The organism is Herbaspirillum sp. GW103, from assembly GCF_000261365.1.
In the GTDB taxonomy this organism is placed as follows: Bacteria; Pseudomonadota; Gammaproteobacteria; order Burkholderiales; family Burkholderiaceae_D; genus Herbaspirillum.
Genome location: NZ_AJVC01000002.1, coordinates 270,403 through 294,479, shown reverse-complemented (window position 1 = coordinate 294,479; position 24,077 = coordinate 270,403). Strand labels below are relative to the sequence as shown.

General features: G+C 61.9%; 27 protein-coding genes. 4 read left to right on the top strand and 23 right to left on the bottom strand.

Annotated features, from left to right (window positions below; translation table 11 throughout):
• Window positions 1-369: 369 nt before the first annotated feature.
• Window positions 370-834 (top strand): PA2169 family four-helix-bundle protein, encoded by a 465-nt coding sequence (locus GWL_RS02815; protein ID WP_008326440.1) that lies wholly within the window; start codon window positions 370-372, stop codon window positions 832-834.
• A 31-nt stretch (window positions 835-865) separates the two neighbouring features.
• Here GWL_RS02815 and GWL_RS23235 read toward each other — a convergent pair whose 3' ends face one another.
• From GWL_RS23235 to GWL_RS02785, 7 genes are all read right to left on the bottom strand, one after another.
• The gene (locus tag GWL_RS23235) at window positions 866-1,036 is read right to left on the bottom strand and encodes a hypothetical protein (RefSeq protein WP_157174186.1); all 171 of its coding nucleotides are present in this window, start codon (window positions 1,034-1,036) and stop codon (window positions 866-868) included.
• 125 nt (window positions 1,037-1,161) lie between these two features.
• Complete coding sequence (locus GWL_RS02810) at window positions 1,162-1,887, bottom strand: ABC transporter ATP-binding protein (RefSeq protein WP_008326433.1); 726 nt, start codon at window positions 1,885-1,887, stop codon at window positions 1,162-1,164.
• A gap of 15 nt (window positions 1,888-1,902) precedes the next feature.
• Window positions 1,903-2,670 (bottom strand): ABC transporter ATP-binding protein, encoded by a 768-nt coding sequence (locus GWL_RS02805; RefSeq protein ID WP_008326432.1) that lies wholly within the window; start codon window positions 2,668-2,670, stop codon window positions 1,903-1,905.
• Between the two features lie 21 nt (window positions 2,671-2,691).
• Complete coding sequence (locus GWL_RS02800) at window positions 2,692-3,906, bottom strand: ABC transporter ATP-binding protein (protein ID WP_034349864.1); 1,215 nt, start codon at window positions 3,904-3,906, stop codon at window positions 2,692-2,694.
• 82 nt (window positions 3,907-3,988) lie between these two features.
• Window positions 3,989-4,918, bottom strand: coding sequence for a branched-chain amino acid ABC transporter permease (locus tag GWL_RS02795; RefSeq protein WP_008326430.1), 930 nt, complete (start codon window positions 4,916-4,918; stop codon window positions 3,989-3,991).
• A 614-nt stretch (window positions 4,919-5,532) separates the two neighbouring features.
• Entirely contained in the window at window positions 5,533-6,501 is a 969-nt protein-coding gene (gene ispH, locus GWL_RS02790) for a 4-hydroxy-3-methylbut-2-enyl diphosphate reductase (protein ID WP_008326429.1), read from the bottom strand.
• Between the two features lie 59 nt (window positions 6,502-6,560).
• The gene (locus GWL_RS02785) at window positions 6,561-7,016 is read right to left on the bottom strand and encodes a peptidylprolyl isomerase (protein WP_034349953.1); all 456 of its coding nucleotides are present in this window, start codon (window positions 7,014-7,016) and stop codon (window positions 6,561-6,563) included.
• 240 nt (window positions 7,017-7,256) lie between these two features.
• On the opposite strand from GWL_RS02785, the gene radC reads away from it, so the two are divergent.
• The 3 genes from radC to rpmG all read left to right on the top strand — a co-directional run bounded on the left by radC (window position 7,257) and on the right by rpmG (window position 8,572).
• Window positions 7,257-7,937, top strand: coding sequence for a DNA repair protein RadC (radC, locus tag GWL_RS02780; RefSeq protein ID WP_008326427.1), 681 nt, complete (start codon window positions 7,257-7,259; stop codon window positions 7,935-7,937).
• Window positions 7,938-8,143: 206 nt separating this feature from the next.
• Entirely contained in the window at window positions 8,144-8,380 is a 237-nt protein-coding gene (rpmB, locus tag GWL_RS02775; protein WP_006463730.1) for a 50S ribosomal protein L28, read from the top strand.
• A 24-nt stretch (window positions 8,381-8,404) separates the two neighbouring features.
• A complete protein-coding gene (gene rpmG / locus GWL_RS02770) occupies window positions 8,405-8,572 on the top strand; it encodes a 50S ribosomal protein L33 (RefSeq protein WP_006463731.1) in 168 nt (55 codons plus the stop codon).
• A 289-nt stretch (window positions 8,573-8,861) separates the two neighbouring features.
• Here the strand turns inward: rpmG and GWL_RS02765 are convergent, their stop codons facing one another.
• The 16 genes from GWL_RS02765 to GWL_RS02685 form a co-directional block, all read right to left on the bottom strand.
• Window positions 8,862-10,058 carry an acyl-CoA desaturase gene (locus GWL_RS02765; RefSeq protein WP_008326424.1) on the bottom strand — a complete coding sequence of 399 codons (1,197 nt, stop codon included), beginning with the start codon at window positions 10,056-10,058 and terminating at the stop codon, window positions 8,862-8,864.
• A gap of 82 nt (window positions 10,059-10,140) precedes the next feature.
• Complete coding sequence (locus tag GWL_RS02760; protein ID WP_008326422.1) at window positions 10,141-11,499, bottom strand: mechanosensitive ion channel family protein; 1,359 nt, start codon at window positions 11,497-11,499, stop codon at window positions 10,141-10,143.
• Window positions 11,500-11,538: 39 nt separating this feature from the next.
• The gene (locus GWL_RS02755) at window positions 11,539-12,114 is read right to left on the bottom strand and encodes a phospholipase D family protein (RefSeq protein ID WP_008326421.1); all 576 of its coding nucleotides are present in this window, start codon (window positions 12,112-12,114) and stop codon (window positions 11,539-11,541) included.
• Entirely contained in the window at window positions 12,111-13,373 is a 1,263-nt protein-coding gene (locus GWL_RS02750; protein ID WP_008326420.1) for an RsmB/NOP family class I SAM-dependent RNA methyltransferase, read from the bottom strand. Before GWL_RS02750 ends, GWL_RS02755 begins: the two co-directional genes overlap by 4 nt.
• Window positions 13,374-13,436: 63 nt before the next feature.
• Complete coding sequence (gene purN / locus GWL_RS02745; RefSeq protein WP_008326418.1) at window positions 13,437-14,048, bottom strand: phosphoribosylglycinamide formyltransferase; 612 nt, start codon at window positions 14,046-14,048, stop codon at window positions 13,437-13,439.
• A gap of 100 nt (window positions 14,049-14,148) precedes the next feature.
• The gene (locus GWL_RS02740; RefSeq protein WP_369770081.1) at window positions 14,149-14,655 is read right to left on the bottom strand and encodes a barstar family protein; all 507 of its coding nucleotides are present in this window, start codon (window positions 14,653-14,655) and stop codon (window positions 14,149-14,151) included.
• Window positions 14,656-14,688: 33 nt separating this feature from the next.
• Window positions 14,689-15,084: a ribonuclease domain-containing protein gene (locus GWL_RS02735; RefSeq protein ID WP_034349949.1), complete on the bottom strand. Its 396-nt coding sequence runs from the start codon at window positions 15,082-15,084 to the stop codon at window positions 14,689-14,691.
• Window positions 15,085-15,209: 125 nt separating this feature from the next.
• Window positions 15,210-16,415: a patatin-like phospholipase family protein gene (locus tag GWL_RS02730; protein ID WP_034349863.1), complete on the bottom strand. Its 1,206-nt coding sequence runs from the start codon at window positions 16,413-16,415 to the stop codon at window positions 15,210-15,212.
• A 60-nt stretch (window positions 16,416-16,475) separates the two neighbouring features.
• Window positions 16,476-17,234: an SDR family NAD(P)-dependent oxidoreductase gene (locus GWL_RS02725; RefSeq protein ID WP_008326408.1), complete on the bottom strand. Its 759-nt coding sequence runs from the start codon at window positions 17,232-17,234 to the stop codon at window positions 16,476-16,478.
• 226 nt (window positions 17,235-17,460) lie between these two features.
• Entirely contained in the window at window positions 17,461-19,500 is a 2,040-nt protein-coding gene (locus tag GWL_RS02720; RefSeq protein WP_008326405.1) for a sodium-translocating pyrophosphatase, read from the bottom strand.
• Between the two features lie 271 nt (window positions 19,501-19,771).
• The gene (gene adk / locus GWL_RS02715) at window positions 19,772-20,428 is read right to left on the bottom strand and encodes an adenylate kinase (RefSeq protein WP_008326404.1); all 657 of its coding nucleotides are present in this window, start codon (window positions 20,426-20,428) and stop codon (window positions 19,772-19,774) included.
• 280 nt (window positions 20,429-20,708) lie between these two features.
• Window positions 20,709-21,524 carry a 3-deoxy-manno-octulosonate cytidylyltransferase gene (gene kdsB, locus GWL_RS02705; protein WP_034349860.1) on the bottom strand — a complete coding sequence of 272 codons (816 nt, stop codon included), beginning with the start codon at window positions 21,522-21,524 and terminating at the stop codon, window positions 20,709-20,711.
• A gap of 55 nt (window positions 21,525-21,579) precedes the next feature.
• Window positions 21,580-21,759 carry a Trm112 family protein gene (locus tag GWL_RS02700; protein ID WP_034349859.1) on the bottom strand — a complete coding sequence of 60 codons (180 nt, stop codon included), beginning with the start codon at window positions 21,757-21,759 and terminating at the stop codon, window positions 21,580-21,582.
• The gene (lpxK, locus tag GWL_RS02695) at window positions 21,740-22,768 is read right to left on the bottom strand and encodes a tetraacyldisaccharide 4'-kinase (protein WP_008326399.1); all 1,029 of its coding nucleotides are present in this window, start codon (window positions 22,766-22,768) and stop codon (window positions 21,740-21,742) included. The genes GWL_RS02700 and lpxK overlap by 20 nt, the downstream gene beginning before the upstream one ends.
• Window positions 22,769-22,881: 113 nt before the next feature.
• Window positions 22,882-23,310 carry a biopolymer transporter ExbD gene (locus GWL_RS02690; protein ID WP_008326396.1) on the bottom strand — a complete coding sequence of 143 codons (429 nt, stop codon included), beginning with the start codon at window positions 23,308-23,310 and terminating at the stop codon, window positions 22,882-22,884.
• Between the two features lie 21 nt (window positions 23,311-23,331).
• Entirely contained in the window at window positions 23,332-23,937 is a 606-nt protein-coding gene (locus GWL_RS02685; RefSeq protein ID WP_008326395.1) for a MotA/TolQ/ExbB proton channel family protein, read from the bottom strand.
• Window positions 23,938-24,077: the final 140 nt, after the last annotated feature.

Here is a 24,077-nt window from a genome sequence, read left to right as displayed (position 1 = left end):
GCCTTGTCAGCATTGGGGTTTCGGCCGGACTGGCGGTTTCGTCGCGGCGCCGTCGGGCGCTCAAGCACGGCCGTTTCCTACATCGGCTTGCGGCCCAGTCCGATGGAATTGCACACGGCTGGCTCCTAGGATGAAAACGTGCAGCGACGGACGGGCTTGCTTCTCGCCGGTGCCAATCCGAGCGCTGACCATTGACCCGCTGACGACAAGGAGAACATCATGGGCAAGTACTTCCTCGCATGGCTGTGTGGCGTACCGGCGTTGTTGCTGGTTCTGATCTATTTCTTCGTCCACTGAGCTGATGCCTGTTCACGCCGTCCCGCTCGCTGAATGATGGCGGGAGCGGCTTTCCAGGAGAAAGGAAACAACATGACCAACGACCACCTCATTTCCACCCTCAACGATCTGATCCAGATTTCCATCGATGGCGAAAAGGGTTTCCGGGCCTGTGCCGAGGATGCCCAGGAGCGCTACATTCCCTACAAGGAAACCTTCCTGCAGCGGGCCACTGCCTGCGGCCAGGCAGCTCTGGATCTGCAGGCTCTGGTACATCGCCTCGGCGGCGAGCCGGCCAGCCACAGTACGCTGGGCGGGGCGCTGCATCGACAGTGGGTGAACGTGAAGAGCGCCATCACGGGGCGTGACGACGAGAGCATCCTGGACGAATGCGAACGCGGAGAGGATGCCGCCGTCAACGCCTATCGCAAGGCGTTGAGCGAAGAGCTTCCCACCGATATCCGACTGATCATCGAGCGTCAGTACCAGGGTGTCCTGGCCAACCATGACAAGGTGCGCAGCCTGCGCAATGAGGTGCGGGCGCGCAAGGCGGCCTGATCGGACCAGACACCTCTCTGTTCCGAAGAAGTCAGAAGTCCTGCGCCGGCTGTACATCAGGCTTGATCCCGGGCCCCGTGTTCTCGAACACGGGGTTTTCATTTTCAGGCTCGGGGCGTTGGGGGGAGATCGACGCCGGAGAGGCGACAATATCGCCGCCGATAAGAAGAAACCAACCATGTCGCCCGACATCAAAATTCATTCAGACTCAGTACTTAGCCTTCAAACAAAAAAAGCGCAGCCCGAGAGCTGCGCTTTTTCATGGGATTTCACTGCAAATGATTTATATCATTTACCCGTTTCTTCACCACGCACTGAAACCACCCATCATCCCTCACCGAGATAAGCCGCCTTCACCCGCGGATCATCCAGCATCTGCTGCGCCTGCCCTTCCATGGTAATCAGGCCCGACTCCATCACGTAACCGCGATGCGCCGCTTCCAGCGCCAGCTTGGCGTTCTGTTCCACCAGCAGGATGGTGATGCCCTGCGCCGACACATTGCGGATCACTTCAAAGATCTTCTCCACCATGATCGGCGACAGACCCATCGAAGGCTCATCCAGCAACAGCAGCTTGGGATGGCTCATCAGCGCACGCGCCATCGCCAGCATCTGCTGCTCGCCACCCGACAGGGTACCGGCCATCTGCGCCGCACGTTCCTTCAGGCGCGGGAAGACCTCGAACCAGCGATCGATGTCGGCCTGGATCTGGCCCTTGTCATTGCTGGTGTAGGCCCCCATCAACAGGTTTTCCTGGATGCTCATGCGCGTAAACACGCCACGCCCTTCCGGCACCATCGCCAGCTTGTCCTTGACCAGCTCGAAGGACTTCTTGCCCTTCAACGGATTGCCCATGTAATACACATGGCCATCTACCTTGCTGCTGGGCAGCGTGCCGGTGATGGCTTTCAAGGTCGTGGTCTTGCCCGCGCCATTGGCACCGATCAGGGTCACCAGTTCACCATCGTTGACCTCCAGGCTGATGCCCTTGACGGCCTGGATGCCGCCATAGGCCACGCTCAGTTGTTCGACTTTGAGGATGTTCGTTGTCATGTTCTGTGGTCTCGCTTAATGTCCTGCACCGAGGTAGGCCTCGATCACCGCCGGGTTCTTCTGCACGTCTGCCGGTACGCCTTCGGCAATCGGCTTGCCATAGTCCAGCACCGTGATGCGATTGCACAGGCCCATCATCAGCTTCACATCGTGTTCGATCAGCAGGATGGTCTTGCCTTCGGCCTGGATCTTGACCAGCAGCTCGCGCAGGCCCAGCTTCTCGGTGGCGTTCATGCCGGCCGCCGGCTCGTCCAGCGCCAGCAGTTGCGGATCGGTCGCCAGTGCGCGGGCGATCTCCAGGCGACGCTGGTCACCATACGACAGGTGACGCGCCGTGCGACGGGCGAACTGGCCGATGCCCACGAAGTCCAGCAGCTGCTGCGACTTCTCGCGGATCGCCGCTTCTTCATCGCGTGCCGCCTTGTGGCGGAACACCGCTCCGAAAACATTTTGTTTGGTGCGCACGTGGCAACCCACCATCACGTTTTCCAGCACGGTCATTTCACCGAAGAGGCGAATGTTCTGGAAGGTACGGGCGATGCCGGCCTTGGCCACTTCGTGCGGGGCGCTCGGCGAATACGGTTTGCCATCCAGTTCGAAGGTGCCGGTATCGGGTTGATACAGGCCCGTGATGACGTTGAAGAAGGTAGTCTTGCCAGCACCGTTGGGGCCGATCAGGCCGTAGATCTGGCCGCGTTCGATGGTGATGCCCACGCCGTTCAAGGCTTGCAGGCCGCCGAAACGCTTGCTGACGTCACGGATCTTGAGCAGTGTTTGTGTCATGTTCTGTGCTCCTGATAAGGCTTAGGCTTTGACTTCGCCGGCGGTACCGACTTTGGTATGGTCCGCTTCGGGACGATCTTCATGGCGCGGCGAGGGCCACAGACCGGCCGGGCGGGTCAGCATGATGACCACCATGGCCAGGCCGTAGAGCAGTTGGCGCAGCACTTCGGCATCGATCCACACCTTGCCGAAAATGGCCATCTGCAGCGGTTCCACCACGTGACGCAGCACTTCCGGCAGCGCCGCCAGGATCACGCCACCCAGCACCACGCCAGGGATGTGGCCGATACCGCCCAGCACCACCATGGCCAGCACGGCGATGGACTCGGTCAGCGAGAAGGATTCCGGCGAGACGAAGCCCTGGAAGGCGCCGAACATGGCGCCGGCCACGCCACCAAACGAAGCGCCCATGGCAAAGGCCAGCAGCTTGACGTTGCGGGTGTTGATGCCCATCGCCTTGGCGGCGATCTCGTCTTCACGGATCGCCACCCAGGCACGGCCCAGGCGCGAATCCTGCAGGCGGCTCGAGAAGAAGATCACGAAGATGCACAGCACCAGGAACAGGTAGTAATACGCGTTCACCGACGGCAGGCTCATGCCGAATACCTTCACCATCGAACCGGAACCCGGTTCACCGGCCAGCGAGACGCCGAACACGCGGATCGGATCGATCAGGTTGATGCCCTGCGGACCATTGGTGATGTTCACCGGGGCATTCAGGTTGTTCATGAAGATGCGGATGATCTCGCCGAAGCCCAGCGTCACGATGGCCAGGTAGTCACCACGCAGCTTCAGGGTCGGCGCGCCCAAGAGTGCACCGAAGATCGCCGCCAGCACGCCCGAGATCGGTACGATCAGCCACAGCGACAGGTGGATGCCGTTCTGCACGATCTGCGGACCGCACAGCCAGACCAGGAAATTGCCGACCGACGGATAGGTGTTGACGAAGGATTCGATCACCGCCGCAAACTGCGGCGAGGCCAGCAGGCCCGCCGTATAGGCACCAATGGCGTAGAAGGCGATGTAGCCCAGGTCCAGCAGACCGGCAAAACCCACCACCACGTTCAGGCCCAGGGCCAGCATGATGTAGAGCAGCGCCATATCCATGATGCGCACCCACGAATTGCCAAACTGCTGGGCGAAGACGGGGAAGATGATCATCAGCGCCAACAGCACCAGCAGGCTGATGCGAGCCTGTCCAGGGTTGCGCTTCATGTCGAAGGTCATGAGAGCCATAGTGTTCTCTTCCGATTTCTTGAGTTCTTTAATTTCCAAGTTTCTGACTTTAAGTTTTTAAGGTTTTTAAACTTAAAAAAACTTAAGCCCGATCCGCCACACGCTCACCCATGATCCCGGACGGGCGCAGGGTCAGCACGATGATCAGCACGATGAAGGCGAAGATGTCCTGGTAGTTGCTGCCCAGGAAGTTGCCGGTCAGGTCGCCGATGTAACCCGCGCCCAGGCTTTCGATCAGGCCCAGCAGGATGCCGCCCAGCATGGCGCCGTAGATGTTGCCGATACCGCCCAGAACCGCTGCCGAGAAGGCTTTCAGGCCCGGCACGAAGCCCATCGCGAATTGCGCGGTGGAGTAGTTGGCGGCCCACATCACGCCGGCGATGGCGGCCAGGGCGGCGCCGATGGCGAAGGTGACGATGATGACGCGGTTGGCGTCCACGCCCATCAAACCGGCGATGCGCGGGTTCTCGGCGGTGGCGCGCATGGCGCGGCCCATCTTGGTCTTTTCAACGATGAGTACCAGACCGATCATGGCGGCCAGGGCCAGGATCAGCAGCATGATCTGCGTGGGCGAAATCAGGGCACCGGCGATGTTGACCGGGGTCGAGGGCATGATCTGCGGGAACGGCAGCGGGCTGCGGCCCCAGATCATCATGGCGAAGGTCTGCAGCAGGATCGATACGCCGATGGCGGTGATCAGCGGCGCCAGACGCGGCGCATTGCGCAGCGGACGGTAAGCGATGCGTTCGATCAAGAGGCTCACGATCACGCACACCGGAATGGCACCGACGATGGCGATGATCAGCTTGACGATGCCCGGCAGGTCAGGGGCCACCTGCTGCACCAATTTGAGGATCGACAGGCCGACCATGGCACCCACCATCAGGATGTCGCCGTGGGCAAAGTTGATCAGGTTCAGCACCCCGTACACCATGGTGTAGCCCAGGGCGATCAGTGCGTACATGCTGCCTAGCACCAATCCGTTGATGATCTGCTGGAGGAAAATGTCCATGAATAACTCTTCGATCTAAATGGAAACAAGAAAAACACGTGGGTCTGCACCAAAGCGGACGCCGCGCGAAAGCATGTCGATTAGCAAAATCCGTTCCCGGCACTCGGGATCGCGTTATCACTCTTCATAAAAAGGGCAAATGCGTTCCACGCAAGCAGGCTTGCTGGCAGGGTCCGGGATCAGGAAATCAGCTGCTGTTGCCGCCGCAGCGGCGGGAGCAGAAAGCGGGGCGCCGACTGGGCGGACGCCCGGGAGGTCTTCGCCGGAAGCACCGGAGGGTGCCGGTGGGCAGATGCTGCTGCATATGAATGTCTCCCGTCTCTGGTTGACGCCGCGTTCGCGGCGCCCTGCCCTCTTTGGTGAGGGCTAGCGCTCGGCCGCCTTTTGGGCGGTCCGTCGATAATGGTGCGGAATTATACGCAGAAGATTCCAACAATCGAGCACAAACAATCGCCTGTTACAGAAGAAAGTGCGGTAAGACCAATGAATCGTCGGTGACTTCACAACACCTGTCGCGGAAATGAAGAAGGCCTGCATCAGCAGGCCTCTTTGCGCAAACGGCTGGTCGGTTTTTTGTCCGAACCTTCACATGTCCTCACATACTCCCGAGGGGCTCATGCGGATTCGGCAGACGGTGTGCGGGCCCCCAGGCCCTTGGGCAGGGGGAAGGTGACGTTTTCTTCAATACCGTCCAGGACCCGCACACTGCGCGCACCGATTTCCTTGATACGGTCGATCACGGCCTGCACCAGCACCTCAGGGGCAGAGGCGCCTGCGGTCACGCCGATGCGCTGGCGGCCAACCACCCATTGCGGGTCGATCAGGGCGGCATTGTCGACCATGAAGGCCGGGACGCCCTTCTTCTCGGCCAGCTCGCGCAGACGGTTGGAGTTGGAGCTGTTGGGGCTGCCCACCACGATCACCACCTCCACCTGCGGCGCCATGAACTTGACGGCTTCCTGGCGATTGGTGGTGGCATAGCAGATGTCGCCCTTCTTGGGCTCGGCGATGGCCGGGAAGCGCGCGCGCAGGGCCGCAATGATGTCGGCGGTATCATCCACCGACAGCGTGGTCTGGGAGACATAGGCCAGCAGTTCGGGATCAGCGACCTGCAGGCGCTGTACGTCTTCCACCGTTTCCACCAGGTGCATGCCGGCCTCGGTCTGGCCCATGGTGCCTTCGACCTCGGGGTGACCGGCGTGGCCGATCATGATGATCTCGCGCCCTTCGCGGCGCATCTTGGCCACTTCCATATGTACCTTGGTGACCAGCGGGCAGGTGGCATCGAATACCGTCAGGCCACGCTCGGCCGCCTCCGCCAGGATCGCCTTGGACACGCCATGGGCCGAGAAGATGACGGTGTTGCCGGCCGGCACATCGGCCAGCTCCTCGATGAAGACCGCACCCTTGGCCCGCAGATCATTGACCACGTAGGCGTTGTGCACGATTTCATGGCGCACGTAGATGGGCGCGCCGAACTGCGCCAGCGCACGTTCGACGATCTCGATGGCGCGATCCACGCCCGCACAGAAACCCCGGGGCTGGGCCAGCAGGATTTCAGCGTCGGCTTGTTCCATGGTCATGGTGATTCCCTTGATTCTTCAAAATATTGCGAGGACCGCATCGCCAAATGACGAGGCGATTACAGGATTCCTATGATTTTTACTTCGAACTTCAGCGTTTGCCCAGCCAGCGGATGATTGAAGTCGAAAATTGCGCCATCATCATCGATCGCTCGCAGGATGCCAGCGAAGCGGCCGCCACCGGGGGCGGCGAAGTCGACCAGGTCACCGACGCGATAGTCCTCATCCATCGACGAGTTTTCTTCCAGGGTGGCGCGCGAGATGCGCTGGATCAGCTCTTCACTGCGCTCGCCAAAAGCCTGGGCCGGTGTCAGTTCAAAGGTCTGGTGCGTACCTTCGGGCAAGCCCAGCAGGCAGGCTTCGAGGAAGGGCGCCAGCTGGCCCTGACCGAACTGCAGGGTCGCCGGGTTCTCGTTGAAGGTGCTGACGATGTCTTCACCGTCCAGCGAAGCCAGGCGGTAATGCAGGGTGAGGTAGGCGTTTTCGGTGACGACGGGGACGGTTGAGCTGGACATGACGGGAATCGGGAAGGTGCACAGGAACCCGCTATTGTAAGCCACGTTGAGCCGATACGCCGCTGGCAGCTTCATCCGGGTGCGCTGCCAGTTGCTGCATCCGGGACTTCCTTGCGGCGGCGCAAGCCGACTGCGGCAATGCTGCAATGCTGCTATGCGGCGTTTGCTGTGGGCGCTGACTGCAGGGGCTGCCGCGTTCTTCCCTCTCACGTGCAATCTGAATGAAAGGAGATTCACCTCATGACCATGTCCCTCATCGATTGGCCCAAGCAGCAGCGGCCCCGTGAACGCCTGCTGGAGCTGGGCCCGGCCGCCCTGTCGGATGCGGAACTGCTGGCGATCTTCCTGCGCGTGGGAACGCCCGGCAAGAGCGTCATGCAGCTGGCCATGGAACTGTTGCAACGTTTCGGCTCGCTGGAGAAACTATGCAGCGCAGTTCAGCGCGAGCCCAGTCTGGGCAGCGGCCTCGGCCCAGCCAAATGCGCCCAGTTGTCGGCTTCCCTGGAGTTGGCCAAGCGCGCCATCCACGGCGACCTCAAGCAGGCTTCGGCCCTCAATTCAACCCGCGTCGTAGGCGAATACCTGAAACTGACCTTCTTCGGCAAGGAACATGAATGTTTCGTCGCGCTCTTCCTGAACATGCGCAACCACCTGCTGGGCACGGAAGAACTGTTCAGAGGGACGCTGAACCATACGACCGTCTATCCCCGCGAAGTGATCAAGATGGCGCTGCGTTACAACGCCGCTTCGGTCATCGTGGCCCACAATCACCCGTCGGGCGACCCCCGCCCCAGTGACGCCGACCTGAGCCTGACCAGGACCCTCAAGAAAGCCCTGGAGGTCATCGACGTCGAGTTGCTGGACCATATCGTGGTGGCCGGGACACGCCTGTACTCCTTCGCCGATCACGGCAAGGTGTGAATCCGGAACCGGGAAATCGGCCGCAAACCCTTGCCTGTACTGGAATTGCGTCACTGACGGGAAGACTGGAAAGACAATGTTTCTTAAATTGTTAAATCCACTTGACGCATCAAGACACAATTGTTTTTCGCAAGTCATTGAAAAAGCAGAGTTTTTTCCATATACTCTCGTTTTTCCCAAATTCGGAAATTTTTAAGGAGTCTCACATGGCACGTGTCTGCCAAGTCACCGGGAAGGGGCCGATGGTCGGCAACAACGTTTCCCATGCAAACAACAAGACCAAGCGTCGTTTTCTGCCCAACCTGCAGAACCGCCGCATTTTCGTCGAATCCGAGAACCGCTGGGTTTCGCTGCGTTTGTCCAACGCCGGCCTGCGCGTGATCGACAAGATCGGCATCGATGCCGTTCTGGCCGATCTGCGTGCTCGTGGCGAAAAAGTCTAATTAGCAGAGTAAAGGAAATCTATCATGGCGAAATCCGGCCGCGACAAAATCAAACTGGAGTCGACCGCAGGTACTGGTCACTTCTACACCACCACCAAGAACAAGCGTACTACGCCCGAAAAGATCAGCATCATGAAGTTCGATCCCAAGGCGCGCAAGCACGTCGAATACAAGGAAACCAAGATCAAGTAATTGATCCCGGTTTCACTGTCAAAAAACCCGCAGAGTTCTCTGCGGGTTTTTTATTGCCCGCCGCGCCGTCGCCATCGATCCGCGGGACCTGGCCACAGCAGCTCAGCGCCAGGAGCGCCCTGTCGACGGGGCTGACGGCTTTGCTCCCCTCTCGCGGTTTTTGACACGAACCTTCACCTCCGCACAGACAGCAGTCAAAAAAAACCCCGCAGATTGCTCTGCGGGGTTTTCCTGGTCTTTTCCTTCATATCCGGCTTTTACCCCGGAGGAATTGTCCAGCCTTGGCGGATCAGGCGTAGCTGCGCAGGCGCAGGGCGAAGTCACGCAAGGCCTTCACACCGGATGCCTCGGCGCGGGTGCACCAGTCCTGCAGTTGCTGCAGCAGTTGTTCGCGCGTGGAGTGCGAACGTTCCCAGATGGCGCTGAGCTCGATGCGCATCTCGTGCATGGTCTGCAGAGCCTTGCTGTGGGCGAACAGTTCCGACAATTGCTGCTTCTGGCCGTCTTCCAGACGGGCAGGTTCACGTTGCAGCAGCTTCTTGGAAGATTTCAGGAAGCGCGATTCCAGCTTGGCCTTCTCGATCAGGTGATCGAGCTCGTCCTTCCAGGCAGTCTTGAGCGAACGCGCATACTTGGCGGTCACGTCATAGCGGTTGGCGATCACGGACTGCAGGGTATCGAAGTCGATCACCGACTTCTGGCTGTCGAACTTGGGGACGGGAGCCACCTTCTTGACCTTGGCCAGGCCGACGGTCTCCAGGATGCGGATATACATCCAGCCGATGTCGAATTCATACCACTTGGCCGAGAACTTGGCCGAGGTGCCGAAGGTGTGGTGATTATTGTGCATTTCCTCGCCGCCGATGATGATGCCGATCGGGAACAGGTTGGTGGCCGCGTCATTGCAATCGTAGTTGCGATAGCCCCAGAAGTGACCCAGGCCATTGACCACGCCGGCCGCCCAGAACGGGATCCAGGCCATCTGCACGGCCCACACGGTCAGGCCGATGGCGCCAAAGAGCAGCACGTCGATGATCAGCATGATGCCCACACCCTGCCAGCCGTACTTGCTGTAGATGTTGTGTTCCAGCCAGTCGTCCGGGGTGCCGTGACCGAACTTCTCCATGGTCTCGGCATTCTTGGATTCACTGCGGTACAGCTCGGCACCCTGCCACATCACCTTGTTGATGCCGCGCGTCTGCGGGCTGTGCGGGTCTTCTTCGGTCTCGCACTTGGCGTGGTGCTTGCGGTGGATGGCGGCCCATTCCTTGGTCACCATGCCGGTGGTCATCCACAGCCACAGACGGAAGAAGTGGCTGGGGATCGCGTGCAGTTCGAGCGCGCGATGCGCCTGGCAACGATGCAGGTAGAGAGTCACGCCCACGATGGTGATGTGCGTCATCACCAGGGTGTATATGACAATCTGCCAACCGGTCGCGTGCAGCAGGCCGTTGGCAACAAAGTCGAGGATCGCATCAAGGGTCATCAGTACAACTCCAAATAGAAAACAACTATCGGACTACAAAACAGGATTATTACTTGTTCCGTGAAAATGGTTTTATTTTCTTTTAATTGCCGGGCATTGTACGCGAATTCTGCGGCCCTGGGCCATCAGGAATTTCCTGGCGCGTACTTTGGCGGAAGCTGCGCTCATCCATGATGCGAATATCGCGCTTGGGATGCGCCACCTGGATGCCGTGTTGCTTGAAAGCAGCCCAGATGGCCCGGTTGACGTCGGAGATCACATTGAGCCGGCCATTTTCCGGGTCGGTGATCCAGAATCCCAGCTCCAGCTCCAGCCCGTCAGCACCGATCTTGACCAGCAAGGCTTGCGGGGCGGTCTGCTGGGACACCCGCTGCACGCCAAGTGCGGCCTGTTCCATGATGGACAAGACCGTTTCCACATCGTCCTGGTACAGAATTGTAAGCTGTGTAGCCAAACGTACAATGCGATGGGTCAATGAATAGTTTTGTACCGGATTGGAGACAAAGAGTTCATTGGGCAACACCGATTCGATCCCGTCCAGCCCTTCCAGGATGGTATAGCGGGTATTGATCTGGGTGACCTTGCCGAAATATTTATCCACGGCAACCATGTCGCCGATGACCATGCTGCGCTCCAGCAGGATGACGAAACCGGAAACATAGCTGCTGGCAATCTTCTGCAGGCCCAGACCGATACCGACGCCCAGCGCGCCGCCGAAGACCGACAGCACCGTCAGGTCGATCCCCACCAGCGACAGGCTGACCAGGAAGGCCACCAGGATCAGCAAGGCCCGCATCATGCGCGCCACCACCGTGCGCAGCGAGGAGTGCATGCCGCTGAACTTCATGAGGCGGTTTTCCACCACCGTCCCTATCCACAGGGCAATGATGAGTGTGACCAGCACCGACGCGGCGCCTTGCAACATCGTCAACAGTGAGACCTTGTGACGCCCCAGCGGCAAGGTCGTGCTGTCCAGGTAATCGACGAAATCGGGCCACAGGCCGGTAATCCAGAGCACCACGCACAGCCAGACCAGCAGCGCGATGACTTTTTCCGACAGGTGCAACAAGGCACCGATGGTCGCATCCTTGACGAAAATGCCACGCAACACGTAGAACACGAAACGCATCGCCACCTGGGCGATGGTCAGGGGGAACATGATTTCCCACAGCGTGACGGCATGGTGGCCGCGCTTCAAGATGGCATACGCCGCCGCCAGCAGGCCCAGGGCCAGCAGCGGCGAGAGCACGCGGGCAAAACTCTTGACGCCGATCTGCATCACCAGCGACTGCTCCTGGCCATCGGCCGGCAGCACGAAGCGCGCACGCAGCCAGCGCGACAGACCAATGCCACCCAGCAGCGAGAGCGCGATCACGACCAGCTGGCGCAGCAGGTCGACGGTACTGATATCGGTGAAGAGGGAAAAGAAATGATCGGTCATGGCTGGCCGGGTGGGCAGATCGAGTCGAAGCGGGCCGGATCAGGGCGCGGCCTGGGCATCCTGGCGATGACGCTGCCAGTTGCTGGCGTAGCGGGCGGCCAGCGGCGGGTTCTTGCCGAGGATGAGGACATTCTCGGCGTTCTTGTGCTGGGCTGACCAGGTAAAGTTGTAGCTGCCCGTGATCACGGTGGCGGTCGGCAAGGCGGCATCGATGATGATGACCTTGTTGTGGGCGTTGCGGTAAGCGGTTTCCAGCCACACCGGAATCCCGGCTGAGCGCAACTGGCGCAGGCGGTCCTCGGAGTTCTTGTCGAGCTGGCCGGCATCCATCAGCACGCGCACATCAACACCGCGCTTGCGGGCAGCGACCAGGGCATCGGTGATGGGACGACTGGTCAGCAGATAGGCCTGCATCAGAATCTGGCGATGTGCGGCTTGAAGCTGGCCGACGATCAGAGCTTCGATATCATCCCAGGGCGCAAAGGCGGACTGGATCGTCCCCTGTGCCGCCATGACCGCTGGCGGCGGCAGCGCTTCCCTGGCCTGCAGGCCGGGCACGGCAGCTACCGCCAGCAGGCCGACGGCCAGACAAGGCATCCAGACCCGGCGCATCATGATGCGGCGCGGCGCTCCAGGACGGCAGCGAAGAAACCGTCCGTCTGATGCTGATGCGGCAGCAGCTTCAGGAAGTCGCCGGTATCCAGCGCAATCTTCTGCTCGGCCAGCACTTCGCTCATCGGACGCAGCGTAAAGTCGGGATGCGAAGCCAGGAAGTCGGCGATGACTTCATCGTTTTCCTCTTCCAGGAAGCTGCAGGTGCCGTACACCAGGCGTCCGCCCGGACGCACCAGGCGCGCGGCGCTGGCCAGGATCGAGCCTTGCTTGGCACGCATTTCGGTGAGCGTCTCCACGCTCTGGCGCCACTTCATGTCGGGATTGCGGCGCAGGGTGCCCAGGCCGCTGCAGGGCGCATCGACCAGCACGCGATCGAGCTTGCCGGCCAGGCGCTTGACCTTGGCGTCGTTCTCGTGGGCGATCACCACCGGATGCACGTTGGACAGGCCACTGCGCGCCAGGCGCGGTTTGAGCTTGGCCAGGCGCTTTTCGGACACGTCGAAGGCATACAGGCGGCCGGTATTGCGCATCAGTGCGCCCAGTGCCAGGGTCTTGCCACCGGCGCCGGCGCAGAAATCGACCACCATCTCGCCGCGCTTGGCACCGACGATCTGGGCCAGCAACTGGCTGCCTTCATCCTGCACTTCGATGGCGCCATCCTTGAACAGCGGCAGGTTCTGCAGGGCAGGCTTCTTGAATACGCGCAGGCCCAGCGGGGAATACGGGGTCGGCTCGCAGGCCACCGGGGCCTTGGCCAGTTCGGCCATGACCGTGTCACGGTCGGCCTTGAGGGCGTTGACGCGCAGGTCCAGCGGTGCCGGACGGTTCATGGCATCGGCCAGTTGCAGGGTGGCTTCCTCGCCCATGCGGGCGACCAGCTTTTCCCACAGCCAGGGCGGCAGGTTGCTGCGCATCTGGGGCGCCAGCTGGGTGCGGTCGATCTGGGCGACGCGCTCAAGCCACTCGGCTTCGCCTTCCTGCAAACCGGCAATGGATTCGGCGCCGACTGCATCGGCCAGGCCCAGCAGGGCCAGGCGGCGCATCATGGGGCCGCTGCCGGATTCGGCGAAGTTGGTCAGCACCGTCTTGTTGCGCAGCAGGCCGTAGACCGCTTCGGCGATCACGCCGCGCTCGCGGCTGCCCAGGCGCGGATTGTCACGGAAGTAGCGCGACAAGGTGACGTCGGCCGGGCCGGTAAAGCGCAGCACTTCACGCAGCAGTTCTTCGGTATGGGGGATGATCGCGGGAGGCAATCTCATGCTAGGTCCTTCATGTTCAATTCAAGATAAGAGGGTGCGCGGCGGCGTTGGCTCGTTTGCGCTTCAGGCGTCGGCGGCCAGCCGCACGCGGGCGCCGTCCAGCGCCAGGCGGCCTTGCACGAACCAGCGCACGGCGCGCGGATAGATCACATGTTCCTGTTCCAGGACACGCTCGGCCAGGGTCTCCTCACTGTCCTCTTCCAGCACCGGCACAGCGGCCTGGGCCACGATGGGACCGTGGTCGAGGTCGGGCGTGACGAAGTGCACGGTAGCCCCATGCAGCTTCACCCCGGCGGCCAGCGCCTGGCGGTGCGTCGCCAGGCCCGGGAAACTGGGCAACAGTGACGGGTGGATATTGAGCATGCGGCCCTGGTAATGGTTGACGAACGGTGCCGTCAGGATCCGCATGAAGCCGGCCAGCACCACCAGGTCCGGCGCGAACGCATCGATCTGCTCGCGCAGGGCGGCATCGAACTGGTCGCGCGTGGAATAGTCGCGGTTGGCCACGACGGCGGTCGCAATGCCGTGGCGGGCGGCAAATTCAAGCCCGCTGGCGTCGGCGCGGTTGCTGATGACAGCGGCGATTCTGGCAGGCCACCGCTCGGCCTGTGCAGCACGGACGATGGCTTCCATATTGCTGCCTCGTCCGGAAATCAGGATGACAATGCTTCTCATGGTGTGCGCATTGTACCTGCTGGCGGCCTCTCCGCCGCCGGTTTTCACGATGTGAAAGGTCCGGCGTGGCGTAAAAGGTTTATCAAAATGTGAAGAAAATTTACTGGAAGGAATAGAACACGCGGAACGGCACCTTCTTTTCGGCCCAGTAATCGGCCGCATCGCGGAAGACATCGAGCAAGGTCTCGCGCGCTTCCTTGTCGAATTTCTGGGTGTTGGGCAGTTGCTCCAGCACCACGACGAACCCGATCTGCTTGCCGGCCTTGTGGGTGAGGTCGGTCAGACAGTCATGCAGGGCATCGAAGTTCTTGCCGAAGTGCCGGGGAAACTGGAAGGCGGTGGCGATGGTGGTCAGCACCTGCTGCTTGGTCACGGCCTCGGCGCAATAGGCATAGAGAAAATGCTGCTGCAGGTCGGCGGCCTCCTGCTGCAGGTCGGTCACGCGGAAGGCGCGAATCGACTGCACGATGTTGGGCGGCACCGTTTTGAACAAACTCATTTTCCCTTCAGTATCCATAAGCGGGGCAGTGTGGCTATCGTAGTTGTCGTAATTGTCTGGAGGGTGATGGCTGACCTGGCGGAACTGCCGTGACGCTGGTTGCAGCAGGACCTGCGAGCCCTGCCCTGCTCCCGCACAAGATCAATCGCGTATGCGGCGGAAGGTCTTGTAATGGTCACTGGTGTAATAGTATTCGCCCGAAGTGGCCGGTTCTCCCCCGCTGACGATGCGACGGGCGCCGCGATTGCGGGCGCGCGGCGTCTTGACCGTGTATTCGCGATAATACCCGCGCTTTTGCCTGGGCAAAACCCCTTCATAGTTGCCGAAGACCGCGCCATCCTTTTCATACGGGAAAGGGCCGCCCTGACGGATCAGGGCCATGGTCTGCTGGGCTTCGCGCGGCAGCTGGTCGAGGTTGACCTCGGGCAAATTGCCCGGTACCGGCCCCTTGGCATGGACCGGCGCTGCCAGCATCAGCGCCGTCAGAAGAACCAGCCAGTAGCGGGCGAAGAAGGAAGAAATGAAGCGGGCTCGCATTTGCATCGTCTGCATTTATTCTGTTAATTGCAATTTTGTCAATTAATGGCAACAGCACTCGGTAGATTAACCCGTTGCTTTCGGCTAGGCAACCACGGCAGGCGAGGAACTTGACCGGCAGCAAATCAGGCAGAGGCTTGGAGCAGTTGAGCGGTATCCGGTTCAAAAAAGGCCAATACCTCCTCACGCTTGGCGTAGGTATCGCTTTGGCCCAGGGCGATCAGCTCGCGCGTGAAGCTTTGTTCAAACAGCAGGTAGGAGGCCAGCGCCGAGCCGCGGACCTCGGTGGCACCGATGCCACCCAGCATGGTGCGGATCGGGCGCGGCAGGCTGCCGACATGGCGGCTGGCGATGCTGTCGATGCGCTGCGAGGGCGAGATCACCAGGGTGCGGATGGGTTTCAAGGGCGTATGGCGGCGCTGCTCATCGTTCAGAACCGACAAGGTCTGGTTGACCCGGTTGATACGTTCGATGTCGGCGGAGAGGCCATCGAGGAAGATGCCCGACATCGCGTGCCCCGCCACCTGCGCCAGGCTGGGGTAGTGCGGGGTATGGGTGGGCGCCTGTTCGCCCTTCTCGCCCATGCGTCCGGCCCCGATGATGAGGACCTTGGTGGCGCCCAGGTGGATGGCCGGGGAAATCGGCGCGATCTGGCGCATCGAACCATCGCCGCAATACTCGCAACGCCCGTCGATGTACACCGGAATGGCCGGAAAGATGAAGGGAATGGCTGAAGAGGCCAGCAGATGATCGATACCGATCTGGTCGCGCATGGCCAGGCGCTGGGTGCGGCGCCAGGGTTCGATCTCTTGCGCACATTGATAGAAGGTGATGTGCTGGCCGCTGGTGTAGGACGAGGCGGTCACTGCCAGCGCATGCAGCTGGCCTTCGGCCAGCGCGGCATCGAGTCGCGGCAGGTCCAGCAGACGGTGCAGCATGCTCACCAGCGGGGTATTGTCCAGCAGGGAATTGGGCGGGTTGGCGCGCCATTTGCGCAGCAGCCACCCGAAGGAGAACAGGGACAGCCAGCGCGCGCCCGAGCGGATCACGCCCAGCGAATCGGCGCGGTACACCTGCTCCACCTGAAAATTGCTCCATACCGCCATCAGCTCGCGCACGGCTTCGCCGAAATCGTCAGCCCGGCAGGCCAGTGCGGTGCCGTTGATGGCGCCGGCCGAGGTACCGCAGATGATGGGAAAGGGATTACTGTGCACCGGCCAGCCGGCTTCGAGCAGGATCATCGAGAGGGCGTTGAGTACACCCACCTGGTAAGCTGCCCGCGCGCCGCCGCCGGTCAGGATCAAGCCTGTTTTGTGTTCCATGGTCTCCATGAGGGGAGCTTATCAGCAGGCCCCTCATCGTGGACAAGAGAATTAGCAGGCAAATGCCGTCTATTTGGGCTGCATGCGGATGGCGCCATCCAGACGGATGGTCTCGCCGTTCAACATCACGTTCTCGATGATGGTCCTGGCCAGCTGCGCGTACTCGCTGGCCCGGCCCAGGCGCGGCGGGAAGGGTACGGCCTGGCCCAGCGAATCGCGCACTTCCTGCGGCATGGCCAGCATCATGGGGGTCTCGAAGATGCCGGGGGCGATGGTCATGACGCGAATGCCGCTGCGTGAAAGATCGCGCGCCATCGGCAGGGTCATGGCGACGATGGCCCCTTTGGAAGCCGAATAGGCGGTCTGCCCGATCTGCCCGTCGTAGGCGGCCACTGACGCGGTATGAATGATGATGCCGCGCTCGCCCTCTTCCTGCGGCTCCGTTTTGGCCATCGCATCGGCGGCCCAGCGCGCCATGTTGAAGCTGCCGACCAGGTTGATGTTGAGCGTCTTCATGAACAGCGCCATGCTGTGCGGCCCGCTCTTGCCGACCAGCTTCTCGGCCGGCGCGATACCGGCGCAATTGACCAGTCCGCGTACCGTCCCCAGTTCCTGCGCGGCCCGCACCACAGCCTGCGCATCGTCTTCAGAACTGACATCGCAGCGCACGAAGACGCCACCCAGTTCCGCGGCCAGCGCGCTGCCGGCCTGCTCGTTGAGATCGGCCAGCACCGGCTTGCCACCGGCTGCCGCAATCATGCGGGCGGTGGCCGCGCCCAGGCCGGACGCGGCGCCAGTGACAATGAAAACATTTCCTTCGATACGCATGGAGTCTCCTGTTTTTTTCTCTGCGCACAGCCAGGCGGATGGCCGGGCTGACGAGCCAATGATGATGGGATACATCAGGGGGCATTATTTGACGAATCGGCCGACCTGGCAATGCAGATCATCGCTTCGTGGTGCCGGGATTATGCGCAGGTCGCCGCACGGGAGACTATCCGTGCGGCGACAATCATGGGAGGCGTCAGATTGCGTCAGATTGCGCCAGATTGAATCAGGAGACCGTCGGCAGCAGCGGCACCAGCAGCAGCGCCACGATGTTGATGATCTTGATGAGTGGATTGACCGCCGGTCCGGCCGTGTCCTTGTAGGGATCGCCCACGGTATCGCCGGTGACGGCCGCCTTGTGCGCATCGGAGCCCTTGCCGCCGTGGTGGCCGTCCTCGATGTATTTCTTGGCGTTGTCCCAGGCGCCACCGCCGGTGGTCATGGAGATGGCCACGAAGAGCCCGGTCACGATCGTCCCCATCAACAGCCCGCCCAGCGCCGACGGCCCCAACAGCAGCCCCACGAGAATGGGCACGATCACCGGTAGCAGCGAGGGCAGGATCATCTCGCGGATGGCCGAAGAGGTCAGCATGTCCACTGCGCGGTCATACTCGGGACGCCCGCTGCCATCCATGATGCCGGCAATGTCGCGGAACTGGCGTCGCACCTCCACCACCACGGCCCCCGCCGCGCGCCCCACCGCTTCCATGGCCATGGCGCCGAACAGATAAGGAATGAGCCCACCGATGAACAGGCCAATGATGACGGCAGGGCTGGAGAGATCGAAGCTGGCCGTCTTGCCGACCGACTCCAGCGCATGCGTGTAATCGGCAAAGAGCACCAGCGCCGCCAGTCCCGCCGAACCGATGGCATAGCCCTTGGTGACGGCCTTGGTGGTATTGCCCACGGCATCGAGCGGGTCGGTGATGGCCCGTACCGAATCGGGCAAGCCGGACATCTCGGCGATACCACCAGCGTTGTCGGTAATGGGGCCGTAAGCATCCAGCGCCACCACGATACCGGCCATGGAGAGCATGGCGGTGGCCGCAATGGCAATCCCGTACAAGCCCGCCAGCCAGTAGGAGGCCAGGATCGCCGCGCACACCGCCAGCACCGGGTAGGCCGTGGATTTCATCGACACGCCCAGTCCGGCAATGATGTTGGTGCCATGCCCGGTGGTGGAAGCCTGGGCGATATGACGCACCGGCTTGAAGTCGGTGCCGGTGTAGTACTCGGTGATGTAGACCATGAGACCGGTCAGCACGATACCCACCACGGCGGCGCCCATGAGCGGCAGCCGCAGTTCGGGCGGCAGCAGCAGCCAGGTGACCACAGCAAAACCGACCAGCGACAGACCGGCTGACCACCACAATCCGGTATAGAGCGCCGACATGATCTTCTTGCCCGGCTGCGCCTTGACCATCGCGCAGCCGACGATGGAGGCAAGGATGGAGACCCCGCCCAGCGCCAGCGGATAGAGCACCGCCAGCGTCTCCAGTCCCTTCAACATGAGGCTGCCCAGGAGCATGGTCGCCACCAGCGTAACCACGTAGGTCTCGAACAGGTCGGCGGCCATGCCGGCGCAATCGCCCACGTTATCCCCGACGTTGTCGGCGATGACGGCCGGGTTGCGCGGGTCATCCTCGGGAATGCCGGCCTCGACCTTGCCGACCAGGTCGGCGCCTACATCGGCGCCCTTGGTGAAGATGCCGCCACCCAGGCGCGCGAAGATCGAAATGAGCGAGGCTCCGAAGGCAAGCCCGATCAGCGGCTGGATGGCATCATGCAGGCTGGCTGCGCGGCCCTGTCCATGGACGTACAAGACCCAGAAGAACAGCGACACTCCTAGCAATCCCAGCCCCACCACCAGCATCCCGGTGATGGCGCCACCCCGAAAGGCCACGCCCAGCGCCTCGTTCATCCCGCGCGTGGCAGCCTGGGCGGTGCGCACATTGGCGCGCACGGACACGTTCATCCCGATGAAACCGCAGGCCCCGGACAACACCGCTCCCAGCAGGAAGCCGATGGCGGTGAGCCAACCCAAACCCGGAATGAGTGCAATGACGATCAGCAGCACCACCCCGACCATGGCGATGGTGCGGTACTGCCGCGCCAGATAGGCCGCAGCACCCTGCTGGATGGCCAGGGCGATTTCCTGCATGCGGGGATTGCCGGGATCCTGCTTGAGAATCCAGCTCCGTGAAACCAGGCCATAGATCACCGCGACCAAGCCGCAGGCAATGGCAAACCACAGGGCAAGTGCCATCTTCGTCTCCTTTGTTATCACGACTCATCAACAATCACGAACATCGGCTGCGCCGTCCGGGTTCTGCTGTTCCGGTTCGTCACGGCCGATACTGCGCCTGCAAATTGCGTCGCCCTTTTTATTGGACTTGTTCTGTCTTGCCGGGCCGCCGGTGCAACGTCCTCGGGCGGGCGTCACTACCGGTGATCGGTTTACTTAGTTTTTGCGTACTGCCGTGCTGACTGCATCAACAGCAACAGCATAAAAAAAGCGGACCGAAGTCCGCTTCACTTTACTCCGCCAGGGCGGCAAATGCACGATCCCTGATTTCTTCCACCGGACCGACGCCGGCGATCTTGCGATACTTGGGTGCGCCCGGCTGGCCCGACTTGGCCCAGTCACCGTAATAGCCCACCAGCACTTCGGTCTGTTCGTGATACACGGCCAGGCGCTTCTTGACGGTTTCTTCCTTGTCGTCGTCGCGCTGGATCAGCGCTTCGCCGGTCAGGTCATCCTTGCCCTCGACCTTGGGCGGGTTGAACTTGACGTGATAGGTGCGGCCCGAACCCGGGTGCACGCGGCGACCGCTCATGCGTTCGACGATGGCGCTGTCGGGCACGTCGATTTCCAGCACGTAGTCGATGGCCACGCCCGCTTCCTTCATCGCATCGGCCTGACGCGTGGTGCGCGGGAAGCCGTCGAAGAGGTAGCCATTGGCACAGTCAGCCTGTTGCAGGCGATCCTTGACCAGACCAATGATGATGTCGTCGGAAACCAGGCCGCCCGCATCCATCACCTTCTTGGCCGCGATGCCAAGTTCGGTACCCGCCGCCACGGCCGCGCGCAGCATGTCGCCGGTGGAGATTTGCGGAATGTTGAATTTTTCCTTGATAAAAGTGGCTTGCGTGCCTTTACCGGCACCAGGCGCTCCTAAAAGGATGAGGCGCATGTCGTTTCCTAAATTGAGGGTTTCTGAAATATGAATGCTTGAATTCTTTTGCGACGTGATGGCAGAGGATCGCTACCATCTGGACGGTTATGCAGCTTGTTTGCGCGCCGTTTTGCATCAGCTCCGGGACGAAACTTACCACAAAATCTTACCGAACCATGACAAACGCCTGATTTTTAAGCAGTCTCCGGGCTCTGATTGTGTCGTGTCAGCTTGACACGGAACTTACAGCAGGCCGATCCGCCCGGCCTTGCGCCGGATCATGCCTGCCGCGCCAACATCACAGGGCGGAGATGGTCTGCACCAGCGCACTGTCGGGCGGCAGCTCGAAATGCTTGCGCACGCGCAACAGATCCTCGGGCGTATCGACGCCGGCTTCCGGCACCAGCGAGGTCACGTGGACCGCGATGGCATGGCCGTGCCAGAGCACGCGCAACTGTTCCAGCGCCTCGATGCGTTCCAGCGGGGCCGGGGCCAGCGTCGGGTAGAGCTGCAGGAAGCGGTTGCTGTAGGCATACAGGCCGATATGGCGCAGCGGCACGTATTCATTGGCGTGATCGGGGCCGCTGGCGTCGGGCAGCGTGTCACGTGACTTGGCGAAGGCGTCGCGATGCCAGGGAATGGTGGCCCGCGAGAAATACATGGCGCAGCCTTCCTTGTTCAACACCACCTTGACCACGTTGGGATTGAAGGCATCCTCGGCGGTCTCGATGGCGTGCGCGGCCGTGGCCATGGGCACGCCAGCCTTGATGTGGGCGGCGGTGGCGGCGATCAGGCCGGGATCGATCAGCGGCTCGTCGCCCTGCACATTGACCACCACTTCATCCTCACCCAGGCCCAGCGCGGCGGCCACTTCGGCGATGCGGTCGGTGCCGGAAGGGTGATCGGCGCGGGTCATGGCCACGGCGATGCCATGCTGCTCGCAGGCGGCGTGGATGTCGTGATGGTCGGTGGCCACGATGATGCGGGCCGCCCCCGAGAGCGCGGCCCGCTCGGCCACGCGCACGATCATGGGCTTGCCGCCGAGGTCGGCCAGGGGCTTGTTGGGCAGGCGCGTGGAAGCCAGGCGCGCCGGGATGATGACGGTGAAGGTCATGGAATCAACCGCAGCAGGAAGGCAGAAATCGGGAATCAAGAGACAGGCGCCGGACTCAGGCTGCCGGGGCAGCCGCCAGTTCACGCGCTTCGTCGGCCCACATGATGGGGATGCCATCACGGATGGGGTAAGCCAGCTTGTCTGCCTTGCAGATCAGTTCCTGGGCTTTCTTGTCATAGTCCAACGGGCCCTTGCAGAGGGGGCAAACCAGGATATCAAGCAGTCGGGCATTCACGGAGTTTCTCCACTATGTGTTCAGCCAGCGCGCCGTCGATGCGCGCCGAGACAGGCACGACCCAGATGCGCGGGTCGTTTCGGATGGCCTCAATAGCCCTGCATTTTACTGCATCCTTTTCCGTGATCAGGATGACATCGGCCGCAAGGCCGGCAAAGGGATTGCTGGCAAAGTCAAAATGGTCAGGCAAGGGATGGCGCGCAAAGGACAAACCCGCGCCCTGCAGGGTAGCGAAAAAACGCTCCGGATTGCCGATTCCCGCCACCGCCGCCAGCCGCAGACCACCCTCGCCCATCCGGGCCAGCGGCCTGTGCGCACCGGGGGGCGCCAGCTGCACGGCCTGGTCCGCCTGCAGCCGCATGGCGTACAAGCCCGCGGGCGCCACCCCCTGCACACCCACGTTGAGCACCGAAAAATCGCGTCGGCGCGAGGCCGGCTCGCGCAACGGCCCGGCCGGCAGCAGCCAGCCATTGCCCACGCCGCGCGCGTCCGAGAGCACGATCTCGATGTCGCGCGCCAGGGCGTAGTGCTGCAGGCCATCATCGGAAATGATCACATCAACTTCCGGATGCCGCGCCAGCAAGGCTCGCCCGGCCTGGACGCGACGCCGTCCCACCACCAGCGGCACGGCCGTGCGCTGAACCATCAGCAAAGGCTCATCACCCACCTCGGCCGCCGCCGCATCGGCCATGACCTCCTGCACCTGTTCGGCACCGCCGCCATAGCCACGTGAAATCACACCAGGATTGCGACCGGCAGCACGCAAGGCTTCGATGAGCCAGATCGCAAACGGGGTCTTGCCAGTGCCACCGACGAACACGTTGCCTACCACGATCACCGGCACCGGCAGCCGCTCTGCGCGCTTGATGCCGAGCGCAAAGAGCGCACGGCGCAGCGCCGCCAGCGTGCCGAAGAGCAGCGACAGCGGCCACAGCAGGCAGGCCAGCAGACCGCGACCTTGCCAGGCACGGGTCAGGATGGCTTCGGCGGAGGGCCTGGATTCGGCCATTTTCTTGTTCCAGTGAATAAAAAAAACGAGGGCCAGGCGGGGCCTGGCCGGGGCGCCATCGCTTTTGGATGACGTGAAGCCATTTGTAAATTTTCAGCAAGACCTGCTGCGCACTACTTGCTGCTCGACTGCGCCGCGAAGGTCACCTTGGGATACCCCGCCATGCGCGCGGCCTCCAGCACGTTGATCACGGTCTGGTGCGTCGCCAGTGCATCGGCATTGATGATGATGACCGGATCGACCTTGCTGCCACTGCCCTTGACCGCCGCCTGCATCTCCTCCGACAGGCCCTGTGCATCGCGCGCGGCGATGCGCTTGTTGTTGACCGCATAGCGGCCATTGGCGTCGACTGCGATGTTGATCTCGAAGGGCTGTTCCAGCGCCTTCTGTGCATCGGCTGTAGGCAGCGTGATCTGCAGCGCGGTGAACTTGCTGTAGGTGGTGGTGACCATCAGGAAGATCACGATCACCAGCAGCACATCGATGAAGGGGATCAGATTGATCTCCAGGTCTTCGCGGGGACGTCCCTTGCGGAAGTTCATGCGGTTCTCCAGCCTGCGCAATCAGCGGCGCACGTCGTGGACGATGTCCACGAACTTGACCGCCTGCTGCTCCATGTCCACCACGAAGCCGTCGACCTGCGCGCGGAAATGGCGATAGAACACCAGCGCCGGCATGGCAATGGCCAGCCCGAACCCGGTGTTGTAGAGCGCAATGGAAATGCCATGCGCCAGCTGCGCCGGATTGGTCCCGACGGCGTTCTGCGAGGCGAAGATCTCGATCATCCCGACCACCGTGCCGAACAGGCCCATCAACGGCGCCAGCGAGGCGATCGTGCCCAGTGTGGTGAGGAAGCGTTCCAGCCGATGCGCGGCGGCCTGGCCGGCTTCCTCGATGGCTTCCTTCATCACTTCGCGCGGGGCATCGACATTGCGCAGGCCCGCAGCCAGTACCTGGCCCAGCGGGGAATTCTGTTCCAGCTTGTCGATCACGTCCTCATTGACCCGCCCGCTCTGGTAGACCCGGACCACTTCGCCCAGCAGGTCCGGCGGCAGGATGCGGGTGCGGCGCAGGTAGACCAGTCTTTCGATGACCAGCGCCAGGCCGATGATGGAAGCGATCAGCAAGGGCCAGATCGGCCAGCCGGCGGCGAGGATGATGGCGAGCAAAACGTACTCCTAATGAAATGCGGATGAGCGGTGAATCCGGGGCAGGCGGCGACGCTGTCGCGACACAGCCGTTTCTGCGGTGCAGAATGTAGCCGGTTGTGTGCGGCTCGGCAAGCGCAGCCGGCTTGGCTTTACAATGC